The following is a 12,364-nucleotide window of genomic DNA, read 5'->3' as shown; positions in this document are numbered from 1 at the left end:
CATCCGCCGCCCCAACCTACGCCGCGCCAGCCGCCGCCGGCCCAGCCCCCTCTAAAGCCCCCAGGCAAAACCGCGCCACGGAAACCGCCGCCGAGACCAGCGCCACGGAAACCGCCAAAACCGCCGCCGAAGCCGCCGCCGAGACCAGCGCCTCGGAAGCCGCCAAAACCGCCCCTTTGCGCCTCAGCGGCGCCCGTATGGGCCAGCAACCCGATAACGAGCGCGGCCGTCGCGACTGCCGTTTTGACCGATTGAGACATGTCCAGCTCCTGATCGTGCACTTGCGCTGGCGGCGAAAATCATGCGCGGTCCTGGCGCGCTCAAATTTCGCCGCCAACCCCGCCAACTTCACTAAATCGCGCCCGGCGCACGCACTTCAAGAAGCTCTGGCTTCGACGCTTGAGCAGGGGAAGTGTGAAAATAGTTCTGGTGTGTTGCACTTATGTCGCAGGCCTAAAAGACGTGTTTACGCAAAGCGGTCATGTCGATCAAAGACAAGAATAAGCAGTATTGGAACAATATTGTTCAAGTGCGGTTTCATAATTCTTTGGAGTGTTCAAAGGGTCCCGGCGTGACGCTTCTGATCTCGCCATTGTTTGGTCACGAGCGATTTCTATTGGCGAGAAGTCCGCAGAGTCGCCCTGCGGCCCTTGGCAAGGAGAATGTTGTGAAAAAGCGTATGTCGGGAGTTCTGGCCCTCGGGCTCGCGAGCCTATTCGCGTCGGCCGCGGCGCAAGCGGGCGATTGGGTCGGCCAAGCGTCCTATTACGCGCACAGGGGGCGCACGGCTAGCGGCGGGCATGTTGGCGCCCTTACGGCCGCGCATCGGACATTGCCCTTTGGCTCGAAGGTGCGGGTGACCAATTTGCGTAACAATCGTTCGGTCGTCGTCACGGTGAACGATCGCGGGCCTTTCACGCGCGGGCGGGTTATTGATGTCTCGGTCGCGGCGGCTGACAGCCTCGGATTCAGATCGGCTGGGGTCGCCCAGGTCAAAATCGAGCCGATCGCCGACTAATAGCGCCACCATAATGCGCTGATCAGACCGTGTTCGGCGGGCGAGTTGACGCCCCCGATCGCGGCGATCGCGCCGATCTGCAACGAAAGCGACGCGGTCACGTCATAGACCGCGCTCAGCTGAAATTTCTGCGCGGCGACGACGCCCGCCGGGCCGCCTCTCGGCGCAAAGCCGGAAAAGCTTTGTGCGAGAAGCAGGATCGTGGGCAGGGGGCGCAGGCCCACGGTGAGGTCGGCGCGAATTTCGTCGCCGTTCTGTCCGCGCGACCGGTAACCCAGCTGCGTGTCGACAAAGGCCGGAAAGCCGAAAAACTCGAAGGGCCGGCCGACGAGCAGCCGCAGGTCGGCCTGCACGGGATCGCGCATATCGAGGAACCGCCGCGCGGCCGGCGAGGCCGCACGCACCCCCGCCTGCAGCGAGACGATGTAATCGCCCCAGGTGAAGAGCGGCGTCCGCGCGCCGAGCGCGCCTAATCCGAGGCCTTCATAGCGCGCGCCCGGCGGTCCTTGGAGCGATAGCGGCAGGCCGGCCTTGGCTTCCTCGACGAGCAGGTTGAGGTGGTCGTAGGGTCCCGCGGCGCCGCGGAAATTCATATAGCCGCCTTCGGCGACGATCGTCAGCCAGTCGACGAGGCCGTGCTCGACATATAGGCGCGTCTCAAATTTGCGATAGGAGGGCGTCTGGATCAGGCGGCCGCTGGCGTCATAGGCTTTGCGCGCGTCGGCGAAGGTCGTGGTGACGATCGCCTGTCCTGCGCCGGGCGGCATGAGCCACGCGCCAGCGAAGGCCGACCGCGCCGCAACGGCCCAAAAGCAAAAAACAATGAAAATCGCCAAGACACGCATGAGACACGCATGGCGTCACGCACAGGAACCCGACCGCCGCCGACCGGCCACGGGCCATACGATGCAATGATAAAAGCCATGCGCTCAGTTGACAATCGACGGCTGCGCTTATGCTCCCATATGCGCATGCACGTCGCGGCCGCCGTGGCGCCGCATGATTTCCATCGCCGCGCGTTCGCGCTCATCGTTCCAGACGCGGGCCCAAAGCAGCAGTCCGCCATGCTTCAACTGCGACTGCGCCCATTTGGTCTGGCGATCGCCGACGAGCTTCGAAGCCAGCAGCCCAAAAACGCCGGCTGCGCCGCCGGTCAGCAGTCCGACCGCGATGGCGCTCGTCAGCGACAGGCCCCAGGCAAGGGTGATTCCGGCGCCGACGAGGACGCCGACGTAGAACAGCACGCCGACCATCGAGGCCTTGCCGATATTGAGCGACTCGCTGTCGATGTAAGGCGTGCGCGGCGCGCGCGGACTGTCCTCAAGCGCGTCGGCGCTCACGTCCGTATCGCCGAGCTTCTCGCGCACTTTGTCCTCTTCGGCGAGAAGGCTGATCTCCGAGCGGTCGAAACCGCCGGTGAGAAGATCGTCGATCGCCGATTGCAGCGTGTCGACCGTGTCGAACAGGCCGACGACCTCGCGCAGCTCATGACGTTCTTCAGGGGTGGTGTCTCTCTTCGCGTCCATGTTTCTTGCTCCTGCGCGGCGATTTGGCGCGCGGCCGCGCTCTTGATTAAACAGAGCGGCGCGCCCGGTCTTCAAGAGGCGGCAAGCAGGGAAAAATCGCGGGGTGGGGAAAGCTGGCGTCCCGACGCGCCGACACTCGCCTCTCGCACTTCGCGACGCGAGCTTCGCGCGCTCCTCAGGATGAGGGGCCTTGGACTGCGCCGCGTGCAGAGCGGGATTGGCGTTGGCGCACACTCGACGTCTTCCGATCCGATCCCGAACTGGACATGCCAAAAAGCAGTCCTCATCCTGAGGAGCCGCTGAAAACGGCGTCTCGAAGGACGAGGACTGCGATGCAGATCGATGGCGCGAGCGTTTACATCCTGCTCTGCGCCGACGGCAGCTATTACGCCGGGCTGACGCGCAAGGAGGTCGAAACCCGCGTCAGCGAGCACAATCTCGGAATTAACGCCGATTACACGGCGCGGCGGCGACCGGTGACGCTGGTCTGGTCCGAACGTTTCGAGTTGCTGACGGACGCCATCGCCACAGAGCGCCGCATCAAAGGCTGGAGCCGCGCGAAGAAGGAAGCGTTGATCAGAGGCGACTACGATGCGCTGCCGGCGTTGTCGGCGCGCCGGAACAAGAAGGGCGGTCCCGGGCCATCCTCATCTTGAGGAGCGCCAGCGGCAGTCCTCGCCATGAGGCGCCTATAAGCAGTCCTCATCCTGAGGAGCGCCAGCGGCAGTCCTCGCCATGAGGCACCTATAAGCAGTCCTCATCCTGAGGAGCGCCAGCAGGGCGCGTCTCGAAGGACGATGACTGCGCGACTCAGAATTTGCGTTTCGCAGAAAGCAAGCGGTTGCCGATTGTCCGCTATTGGAGTCGGCCCCTCGTCCTTCGAGACGCGAGCTTCGCTCGCTCCTCAGGATGAGGGGCCTTATGTTGCGCGGCGTGCAAAGTGTTATCGCCTCTTTCCGCTCGCGGCCATAGAGCGCCAATAAGCAGTCCTCATCCTGAGGAGCGCCGTAGGCGCGTCTCGAAGGACGAGGACTGCGACATTCGTGTTAATTCGGTGATTAGGCTTCTTACTGTCACTACGATTAGTGGCTCACGAACACCCCGTCGTCGCCCCACACGTCTCGCACTTCAAACACGTGCCGTTGCGCACCAGCGTAAAATTCGCGCACTCGGGACAGGCTTCGCCGACATAGCCTTTCATGCGCGCTTCGGCGCGTTTTTCGGCGACGCCGGTGACGGTCTTCGTCGGCTCGGTCCAGCCGAGCGTCGAGGTCGGATCGCTCGCCTCATGCTCTGCGCCCGGCGTCTCGCGCAGCGCGACCGCGCCGCCGATGTTTCGAGCGGCGCCAAGAGCTTCGCCGCCTTGCACCACCATCAGCCTGTCGGTCTTGGAGCGTAAGAGACCGCGTGAGACGACGGAGTTCGTCTCGGGCGCCTTGCCCTCATGCTGGCCCTTGCCGAGCACGTCATGGCCGACGTCTTCGGGCGAGACATGCGCGAGATCGTTGCGGCCGAGATAGGAGACGGCAAGCTCGCGGAACACATAGTCGAGGATCGAGGTCGCGTATTTGATCGCGTCATTGCCCTGCACCGGACCCGCGGGCTCGAAGCGGGTGAAGGTGAAGGCGTCGACATATTCCTCGAGCGGCACGCCATATTGCAGGCCGAGCGAAATCGCGATGGCGAAATTATTCATCAGGCTTCGGAAGGCCGCGCCTTCCTTGTGCATGTCGATGAAGATTTCGCCCAGCCGCCCGTCTTCATATTCGCCGGTGTGCAGATAGACCTTGTGGCCGCCGACCGTCGCCTTCTGAATGTAGCTCTTGCGCCGGTTCGGCAGCTTCTCGCGCTCGCGGATCACCTGATGCACGACGCGCTCGACAATGCGTTCGGCGATGGTCGCGGCGCGCGCCGGCATATTGGCGGTGACGAGTTCCTCGACGACGTCCATCGCGTCGATATCGTCGTCGGCGATGAGCTGCGCCGAGAGCGGCTGCGAGAGCTTGGAGCCGTCGCGATAGAGCGCGTTGGCCTTGAGCCCGAGGCGCCACGACAGCAGATAGGCCTGTTCGCAATCCTCGATCGTCGCGTCATTGGGCATATTGATGGTCTTGCTGATAGCGCCCGAGATGAAGGGCTGCGCCGCCGCCATCATGCGGATATGCGAGTCGACCAGAAGATAGCGCTTGCCGGTGCGCCCGCAGGGATTGGCGCAGTCGAACACCGGATAATGCTCGCGATTCAAATGCGGCGCGCCCTCCAGAGTCATCGCGCCGCAGATATGGACATTCGCGGCGTCGATGTCGGCGCGCGAGAACCCGAGATGCGTCAGCAGATCGAAGTTCTTGTCGTCCAGCGCGGCCGCTGGAACTTTCAACACGCCGGTGAGAAAGTCCTGCCCGAGCGTCCATTTGTTGAAGACGAATTTGATGTCGAAGGCGCTGCGCAGCGCTCCTTCCACCGCCGCGATCTTCTCGTCGGTGAACCCCTTCGCCCGCAGGCTCGTGGTATTGATCGCCGGCGCGTTGGAGAGCGAGGCGTGGCCGACGGCATAGGCCTCGATCTCGGCGATCTCGCTCTCGCGATAGCCGAGCGAACGCAGCCCTTCCGGCACGGCGCGGTTGACGATCTTGAGATAGCCGCCGCCCGCGAGCTTCTTGAATTTGACGAGCGCGAAATCGGGCTCGATGCCGGTCGTGTCGCAATCCATCACCAGGCCGATGGTGCCGGTCGGCGCGACGACCGTGACTTGCGCGTTGCGATAGCCGTAGAGCTCGCCTTGCGCGAGCGCCTTGTCCCAGGCGGCGCCGGCGCGTTCCACCAAGAGCGGGTCGGGGCAGGCGGCGACGTCGAGCGGCACGGGCGCGATCGCCAGTTGCTCATAGCCGACGCGTTCGCCATGCGCGGCGCGGCGATGATTGCGGATGACCCGCAGCATCGCTTCGCGATTCTCCATGAAGCGCGCGAAGGGGCCGCGCTCCTTGGCCATTTCGGCGGAAGTCGCGTAGCACACGCCCGTCATGATCGCCGACAGCGCGCCGGCGATGGCGCGGCCGGCGTCGCTGTCATAGGCGACGCCAGACGACATCAAGAGACCGCCGACATTGGCGAAGCCGAGGCCCAGCGTGCGGTAGTCATAGGACAGCTGCGCGATTTCTTTTGAGGGAAACTGCGCCATCAGCACCGAGATTTCGAGCACGACGGTCCACAGCCGCACGGCGTGCTCATAAGACTCGACGTCGATGCGCTTCGTCTCGAGGTCCCGGAACTGCAGCAGATTGAGCGAGGCGAGATTACAGGCCGTGTCGTCGAGGAACATATATTCCGAACACGGATTGGACGCGCGGATCGGGCCGCCGGCCGGGCAGGTGTGCCAGTCGTTGATCGTCGTGTGGAACTGGATTCCCGGATCGGCGGACGCCCAGGCGGCGTAGCCGATCTTCTCCCACAGATCGCGGGCTTTCAGCGTCTTCGCCGGCTTGCCGTCGAGGCGCTTGATGAGGGTCCAGTCGCCGTCCTTCTCGACCGCCTGCAGGAACTCATCCGTGACGCGCACGGAGTTGTTGGAGTTCTGGCCCGAGACGGTGAGATAGGCTTCGCTGTCCCAGTCCGTGTCATAGGTGTCGAAGTGAATGTCCTTGTAGCCTTGCTTGGCGAACTGAATGACGCGCTTGATGTAATTGTCCGGCACGTCGTTCTTGCGCGCGAGCTTGATCTCGCGCTTCAGCGCCGGATTGATCTCGGGGTTGAAGCAGTCGTCGCCGGGGCCTTCGCAGTTCATGCAGGCGCGCATGATCGCCTTGAGATGCTTCTTGACGATCTTCGAGCCGGTGACCAGCGAGGCGACCTTCTCTTCCTCCTTCACCTTCCAGTCGATGAAGGCTTCGACGTCGGGATGATCGATGTCGACGACGACCATTTTCGCCGCGCGCCGCGTCGTGCCGCCGGATTTGATCGCGCCCGCCGCGCGGTCGCCGATCTTGAGGAAGGACATCAGGCCGGAGGACGAGCCGCCGCCGGAAAGCTTCTCCTTCTCGCCGCGCAGCTTCGAGAAATTGGTGCCGGTGCCGGAGCCGTATTTGAACAGCCGCGCCTCGCGCACCCAGAGATCCATGATGCCGCCGTCGTTGACGAGATCGTCGGCGATCGACTGGATGAAGCAGGCGTGCGGCTGCGGATGCTCATAGGCCGACTTCGACTTCACCATCTTGCCATTGGCGTAGTCGACATAGAAATGCCCCTGGCTCGGCCCATCGACGCCGTAGGCCCAGTGCAGACCGGTGTTGAACCATTGCGGCGAATTGGGCGCCGCCATCTGCATGGCGAGCATGTAGCGAAGCTCGTCGCTGAAGGCCTGGGCGTCTTCCTCAGTATCGAAATAGCCGCCCTTCCAGCCCCAATAGGTCCAGGCGCCGGCGAGACGGTCGAAGACCTGCTTGGCCGAGATTTCGGAACCGTTGCGCTGATCCTTGGGGAGTTCGCTGAGCGCTTCCGTATCGGCGACCGAGCGCCACAGGAAGGACGGGACGGCGTTCTCCTCGACGCGCTTCAAGCGCGCCGGCACGCCGGCCTTGCGGAAATATTTCTGCGCCAGAACGTCGGCCGCGACCTGGCTCCACTGGTTGGGCACTTCAATATTGTCGAGAGAAAAGACGACCGAGCCGTCGGGGTTGCGGATCTCGCTCTTCGTCGTGCGGAACGGGATGTTCGCATAAGGAGATTCGCCCGCCTTGGTGTAGCGCCGCTCAATTTTCATCGTCTCATCCCCTCAAAGCGCAGGCGTCCGCCCGCACGCAGCCGTTCGCCGGCTCGCGACGCAATTTTTGCCCAATTCTGAACTCGAAAGACGCGCGCCCCGCGCTTGCGGATGGATACGCCGCGATTGAAAGCACGCCGAAAACGAGGATCACCCCACGCAAAGCAACGCTCTCGTCCGGCTGTCGCCGAAACTCGCCGAACGTCATTGAGACCGTTCGCCGCGTCGCCATTCGTGTTGCCTCCAGACTGCGTGAGTCTTGCGACGACGTCAAGATATAGTGGTGAAAATTAATAAAGCGACAACATGTGGATAAGTTAGTGGATAAAGGGGAAAATTCCACTCGGGCAGGACTGAGCGTCCGGCATCTGCGCAGATTCGGCAAGGGGGACTTTTGGAGCTGCATCAGCGCGCATCAGCCCTCGCCCTTCGAGACGCCTGCTATCGCAGGCTCCTCAGGGTGAGGGCACTGGGTGGACGTTGCGTTTGGTTGGGGGCGCATTGCGCTGAGTTCACGGTGCGCCAGCAGTCGTCATCCTGAGGAACCGCCGAAGGCGGCGTCTCGAAGGACGAGGACTGCCCGCCTCCAGAACTGGCTCCGCTCTTACGGAAGATGGCTCCTCGTCGTTCGAGGTTGACTGTCTCGCTATTCGCAGGCTTTCGCGGCCGCCGGCGGGAGCAGAAAGGCGCGGTTCTCGGCATTGTCAGGGCTGAGATAGAGATAGCTGGCGCGGCCGCCCGCATCGGGCCCCGGCATCTCCAGCCGCTCGACGACCGTCACGAGAACGCCCTCGGGCTGCGCGGCGATCCGGAACGCGCCGGCTTTGTCATAGCCGATCCGGCAATGCCGCACGCCGTCGTTCTTGGCCTTGCAGAGGTCGGTTTCCTCGGCGGAGAGCGACGCGTTGCATAAGAGCGCGCCGCGGTCCTCCTTGCAGGCGCCGAAGGTGGAGAAGGTCGCCTTGCCGCGTCCCTTCGTCGAAAATTGCAGCGTCGCCAAAAACGGATAGGGCGGCGTGTCTTTTCGAGTCTCGATCGACAGCCACGCCTTGTCGACGATCTGGCTTTTATGGGCGGAAAGATGCGCTTTGTCATAGGCGCGCGCGTAACATCCGAGCGAGGGGAGCGGTTCCGCCCGCGCCGCGACTGTCGCGAGAACGAAGGCGCAATTCGCAGCGCTGACGATCAGATGAGATTTGAGCATTCGGTCCCCCAAAGGCGGTTCGATCCGCCTTGCAGAAGTTCGCGAATTCGCGCGGGAATCGCAACTTAAGCGGCGCATGAGCAATTCTCGCGTCACAAAAGCTTCGCCTCCCCGTGATCTTCAAGCGGGGAGATCGCAGCGGAGCGAGTCGCACATGTGGACGGTCAACGCGGATTTCGGTCAGACGATCTTCGCCCTCGTCAATTATCCGCAAGCGGATTCAAAAAAGCCGAAAGCGGCCAAGAAAACGCTCAGTGAAACGCTCGGCCGTCTCGGCTCGCTGGAAGTGCGGCTGGCGCGCGGCAAGAGGGAAGTGCGCAAGGCGCAGCGCCTGCGCTACGACGTCTTCTACAAGGAAGGCGGCGCCATTCCCGACGCGCGCACCGCCTTCACCCGCCGCGACGCCGATCGTTTCGACAAATATTGCGATCATCTCATCGTCATCGATCACGCGGCGCAGACGCGGCGCGGCAAGATCAGGCCGAAGATCGTCGGGGCCTATCGGCTGATGCGCGACGATATGGCGAGGAAGGCCGGCGGCTTCTATTCCGAAGGCGAATATAACGTCGGGCCGCTTCTCGCCCGTCACGCCGGCAAGCGCGCGCTGGAACTGGGGCGCTCCTGCGTGCTCGCGCCCTACCGCGGCAAGCGGACGATCGAACTCTTATGGCGCGGGCTTCTCGCGTATGTGCGGGCGCACGACATCGACGTGATGTTCGGCTGCGCAAGCCTGCACGGCGCGAATCCGCTCGCCCATGCGCAGGCGTTGAGCTATCTCGCGCATTACGCGCCGGCGGAAGAGGCGTGGCGCGTCAGCGCGCGAGACGAGCTGCACACGCCGATGCGGATGCTGGCGCGCGACGCCTTCGATGCGCGCAAGGCGCGCGACGCGCTCTCGCCGCTGATCAAAGGCTATCTGCGGCTCGGCGCGCGTTTTGGCGACGGCGCCGTCGTCGACCGCAAATTCAACACGACGGATGTCTTCGTCGTCATGCCGGTCGCGGAAATCGACGCGCGCTATCTCGAATTTTTCGGCGGCGCGCCGCAACGCCGCGCGGCTTAGCGCCCGACGCGCGAAGCCTGCCGGGAAGGACAGCGCGCCAGTGAAAGCGGCCCCTCGTCCTTCGAGACGCGCGCTGCGCGCGCTCCTCAGGATGAGGCGCCTTGGGTTGCGCAAATGGAATTCCCTTGAGGCCGCTACAAGCAGTCCTCATGCTGAGGAGGTCGCGTAGCAACCGTCTCGAAGCACGAGGATTGCGGCGACTCCCGCTTACGCCCATGCGACGCGAGCAGTTTCCGCACCCGCGCATGCGTCTCCGCCGCGAGCGTCTTGCGGTCCTTGCCCGCAGTCGCGACGTCCTCGCCGAAAACAATGTGGCAATGCGTGCGGCCGCGCTTCATCAGGCTCCACAGATGCGGCAGGAAGCTCATGTCGCCATACCAGCCCACATCAATCCTGCGCGCGCCATTGGAGTAAGAGATCGCGACGGGCGCGAGCGTCGGCGCTTCGCCGCGCGCGGCCATGGCCTCCAGCGGCGCGAAATGCGCCGAACGAAAAGGCAGAACCGCGGCGCCGTCGCTCGACGTGCTTTCGGCAAAGACGACGAGATCGCCGCCCGCGCGCAGCACATCAGCGAGCGCGTCATTGACGCGCGAAATATCCTGCTTCGCGCCGCGTTCGACGAAGATCGTGCCTTGCAGCCGCGCCAGCACTCCAAGCACGGGCCAGCGTGCCACTTCGCTCTTCGCCAGGAAGACTAATGGATAGAGGCTCGCGAGCGCGACGATGTCGGTCCATGACACATGGTTGGCGACGACAAAGCGCGGCGCCGTCGAGGGCAGGGCGCCGCGCGCCTCGACCGTTATGCCAATGACGGCGCAAACCGCGCGGCAGAAGCGCGTCTGAATCGCATGCTGAATAGGCCAGCCGCGCCGGCGCGCCAGCGCCTGTAGCGGAACAAGGAAGATGAAAGCGCCCGTCAGCGTGAAGAAGAAGGCAAGCGCGCGCAGATAGGCCATGGCGCGCAGATGGCGCGCCTGTAAGACAGGCGCATGACAGCGCCGGCGCTACCGCGCCTTCGCGGCGTCCGAGAGGAAAAACCGCACCATCTCGCGCGAGGCCTCGGGACCATGGCGATCGGCGAAGGAGCCGTCGGGATTGCCGCCCGACCAGGCGTGGCCGAGCCCCTCGACAGCCCAATGTTCCAGCTGCGGCACGCCGCGCGCGTCTGCAATAACAGTGCGGCTGTAATTGCGGCCGCCCGCCGATCCGGTCTCGCGCGTTTCGCAGGCCAGCGCATCGGCAAGATCGAGCCGAGCCCCCGCAATGATCGTTTCCCCGTTGGTCGGATGCACCTTCTGGTCGGCTTCGCCGTGGAAAACGATCGTCCGCACGCCGTCAGACAGCGACCTGCGCGCCGCGCCGAGCTCGAATTTACCGCCCATCGCCGCGAAGGCGGAGGCGACGTCGCTCGCCGAGCCATGCGCGAGGCCTGAATGAATGCCCACTGCGGCGTAGAGTTCCGGATAGGTCGCGCCCATGGTCGCGGCCATGGCGCCGCCGGCCGATAAGCCCGCCACATAGACGCGCGACGGATCGACGCGCCACTCCGCCATCACGGCGCGCGTCATGCCGGCGATGAGGCTGGGTTCGCCCTTCTCGCGCGTCTGATCCGCCGGGTTGAACCAGTTCCAGCAGCCCATCTGATTGGCCGTGGTCGATTGCGCCGGATAGGCGACGATGAAACCATGTTCTTCAGCCAGCTCATTCATGCGCGAGCCGACGGCGAAGTCGTCGGGGTTCTGCGCGCAGCCGTGAAGCATCACGATTAAAGGCCGCTTGCCGTCTCCAACGCCATTGGGCGCATAGACCTTATAGTCGCGCGCGCCGGCCGGGCCGACATAGCTGCGCGAGAGATAGGCGGCCCCCGGCGGAATCTCGATTTTTGGCGCTTTTCGCAGCGCCACGAGCGGCGCGCCGCTTTGATCCATTCCCGGAAGACCGGCGTGACGCAGCAACTCCACCGTCTCCCCGAGCGGGCGGCGCAGACGAAACGTTGGGGGATGCGGCTCGGCATGCGCGGCCGGCTGCGGCGCCGGCGCCGCGGCGCCGTTCGTCAGCGCGCGCATCAGCACGCGCGTCGCTTCCGAGAGATTTTGCTCGCGCGTCAGCTGCGTCGCCCTGTTGAAGGCGCTCGTCAGGAAGTTTTTCATTTTATCTACGCCTCACAGAAGGGAGAAAAGTTCAACTGATGCGGTCCTGGAGCGCCGCCTTGACGGACTTGCTCGCTTGCAGCGCGCCGAGCACGGTGATGGATTCGACGGTCTCGCGCGCGAGTTCCGGCGTCACGTCTTCGGCGATCGACGCCAGTCCCAGGACATGGATGCGCAATCTTCGGCCAGCCGCCTTCACGGCCTCGAGGTCTTCGCGGCTGTAGTGGCGCAAACCGAGTTCCAGCGTATTCCGCACGATGGACTGTTTGACCGCGTCCGAATGCGCGCCGAGCTGGTTGCGGATCGCGGTGCGGATGAAGTCGGTGCGATTGGAGTAGAAACCTTCGCGCACCAAGAGATCGATATGGCCGAGATCGACGTAGCCGACGTTGATCGTGATTTTCTCGGCCTCCGGCGGCCTTTCCCGTAATTTGTGTAGGTCCGCCATGGCCATCCTCTCACCATCTATCTGGATGGTATATGGATGGTCAGGAGTTGGAGCGCAAGTGGCGCGCACAACCTTGAGCGGCCACGTCGAATTGATGACTCTCCGCGCGGTCGAATGCTTCGCTACTCTTGACGCCGCCGCTTTGGGCGCCGTTATGTGCGCCTGCCCGCCCGCGTTGGCGGCCAAGGTCAGGCTTTCT

The 12,364-nt window shown here is 63.9% G+C and carries 10 protein-coding genes and 1 pseudogene; 3 read left to right on the top strand and 8 right to left on the bottom strand.

What is annotated here, in order from left to right; all coding sequences use genetic code 11:
* Positions 1–260: pseudogene (locus NEI07_RS19405) on the bottom strand (hypothetical protein); the annotation flags it as partial.
* A gap of 407 nt (positions 261–667) precedes the next feature.
* On the opposite strand from NEI07_RS19405, the gene NEI07_RS19400 reads away from it, so the two are divergent.
* A complete protein-coding gene (locus NEI07_RS19400; protein ID WP_256036940.1) occupies positions 668–1,018 on the top strand; it encodes a septal ring lytic transglycosylase RlpA family protein in 351 nt (116 codons plus the stop codon).
* Here NEI07_RS19400 and NEI07_RS19395 read toward each other — a convergent pair.
* On the bottom strand, positions 1,015–1,785 hold the full coding sequence (locus tag NEI07_RS19395; protein ID WP_256036937.1) for a hypothetical protein: 771 nt from the start codon (positions 1,783–1,785) through the stop codon (positions 1,015–1,017). The genes NEI07_RS19400 and NEI07_RS19395 overlap by 4 nt on opposite strands.
* A 186-nt stretch (positions 1,786–1,971) precedes the next feature.
* Complete coding sequence (locus NEI07_RS19390) at positions 1,972–2,544, bottom strand: general stress protein (RefSeq protein ID WP_256036936.1); 573 nt, start codon at positions 2,542–2,544, stop codon at positions 1,972–1,974.
* 332 nt (positions 2,545–2,876) lie between these two features.
* Between NEI07_RS19390 and NEI07_RS19385 the strand changes: the two genes are divergently transcribed.
* Positions 2,877–3,200, top strand: coding sequence for a GIY-YIG nuclease family protein (locus tag NEI07_RS19385; protein WP_256036935.1), 324 nt, complete (start codon positions 2,877–2,879; stop codon positions 3,198–3,200).
* Positions 3,201–3,634: 434 nt separating this feature from the next.
* Here NEI07_RS19385 and NEI07_RS19380 read toward each other — a convergent pair whose 3' ends face one another.
* Positions 3,635–7,300 carry a vitamin B12-dependent ribonucleotide reductase gene (locus NEI07_RS19380; RefSeq protein ID WP_256036934.1) on the bottom strand — a complete coding sequence of 1,222 codons (3,666 nt, stop codon included), beginning with the start codon at positions 7,298–7,300 and terminating at the stop codon, positions 3,635–3,637.
* Between the two features lie 646 nt (positions 7,301–7,946).
* A complete protein-coding gene (locus NEI07_RS19375) occupies positions 7,947–8,504 on the bottom strand; it encodes a hypothetical protein (protein WP_256036933.1) in 558 nt (185 codons plus the stop codon).
* A 154-nt stretch (positions 8,505–8,658) separates the two neighbouring features.
* Here NEI07_RS19375 and NEI07_RS19370 point away from each other — a divergent pair, with 154 nt between their 5' ends.
* Positions 8,659–9,567, top strand: a complete 909-nt coding sequence (locus NEI07_RS19370) for a GNAT family N-acetyltransferase (protein ID WP_256036932.1) — start codon at positions 8,659–8,661, stop codon at positions 9,565–9,567.
* A gap of 134 nt (positions 9,568–9,701) precedes the next feature.
* Here the strand turns inward: NEI07_RS19370 and NEI07_RS19365 are convergent, their stop codons facing one another.
* Genes NEI07_RS19365 through NEI07_RS19355 form a run of 3 tightly spaced genes read right to left on the bottom strand, consistent with a single transcriptional unit; the run spans position 9,702 to position 12,165 of the window.
* Positions 9,702–10,523, bottom strand: a complete 822-nt coding sequence (locus NEI07_RS19365; protein WP_256036931.1) for a lysophospholipid acyltransferase family protein — start codon at positions 10,521–10,523, stop codon at positions 9,702–9,704.
* Between the two features lie 48 nt (positions 10,524–10,571).
* On the bottom strand, positions 10,572–11,717 hold the full coding sequence (locus tag NEI07_RS19360) for an extracellular catalytic domain type 1 short-chain-length polyhydroxyalkanoate depolymerase (protein WP_256036929.1): 1,146 nt from the start codon (positions 11,715–11,717) through the stop codon (positions 10,572–10,574).
* A 31-nt stretch (positions 11,718–11,748) separates the two neighbouring features.
* Entirely contained in the window at positions 11,749–12,165 is a 417-nt protein-coding gene (locus NEI07_RS19355) for a CopG family transcriptional regulator (protein ID WP_256036928.1), read from the bottom strand.
* Positions 12,166–12,364 lie beyond the last annotated feature (199 nt).

It is taken from the genome of Methylocystis suflitae (assembly GCF_024448135.1).
GTDB lineage: Bacteria > Pseudomonadota > Alphaproteobacteria > Rhizobiales > Beijerinckiaceae > Methylocystis > Methylocystis suflitae.
The sequence above is the reverse complement of the archived record's forward strand: the minus strand, read 5'-3'. Positions and strand labels throughout refer to the sequence as shown.

Coding starts and splice junctions, on each gene's coding strand:
- NEI07_RS19385 (WP_256036935.1), top strand. CDS start 2,877: ATGCAGATCGATGGCGCGAGCGTTTACATCCTGCTCTGCGCCGACGGC.
- NEI07_RS19375 (WP_256036933.1), bottom strand. CDS start 8,504: ATGCTCAAATCTCATCTGATCGTCAGCGCTGCGAATTGCGCCTTCGTT.
- NEI07_RS19370 (WP_256036932.1), top strand. CDS start 8,659: ATGTGGACGGTCAACGCGGATTTCGGTCAGACGATCTTCGCCCTCGTC.
- NEI07_RS19390 (WP_256036936.1), bottom strand. CDS start 2,544: ATGGACGCGAAGAGAGACACCACCCCTGAAGAACGTCATGAGCTGCGC.
- NEI07_RS19365 (WP_256036931.1), bottom strand. CDS start 10,523: ATGGCCTATCTGCGCGCGCTTGCCTTCTTCTTCACGCTGACGGGCGCT.
- NEI07_RS19380 (WP_256036934.1), bottom strand. CDS start 7,300: ATGAAAATTGAGCGGCGCTACACCAAGGCGGGCGAATCTCCTTATGCG.
- NEI07_RS19360 (WP_256036929.1), bottom strand. CDS start 11,717: ATGAAAAACTTCCTGACGAGCGCCTTCAACAGGGCGACGCAGCTGACG.
- NEI07_RS19355 (WP_256036928.1), bottom strand. CDS start 12,165: ATGGCGGACCTACACAAATTACGGGAAAGGCCGCCGGAGGCCGAGAAA.
- NEI07_RS19395 (WP_256036937.1), bottom strand. CDS start 1,785: ATGCCGCCCGGCGCAGGACAGGCGATCGTCACCACGACCTTCGCCGAC.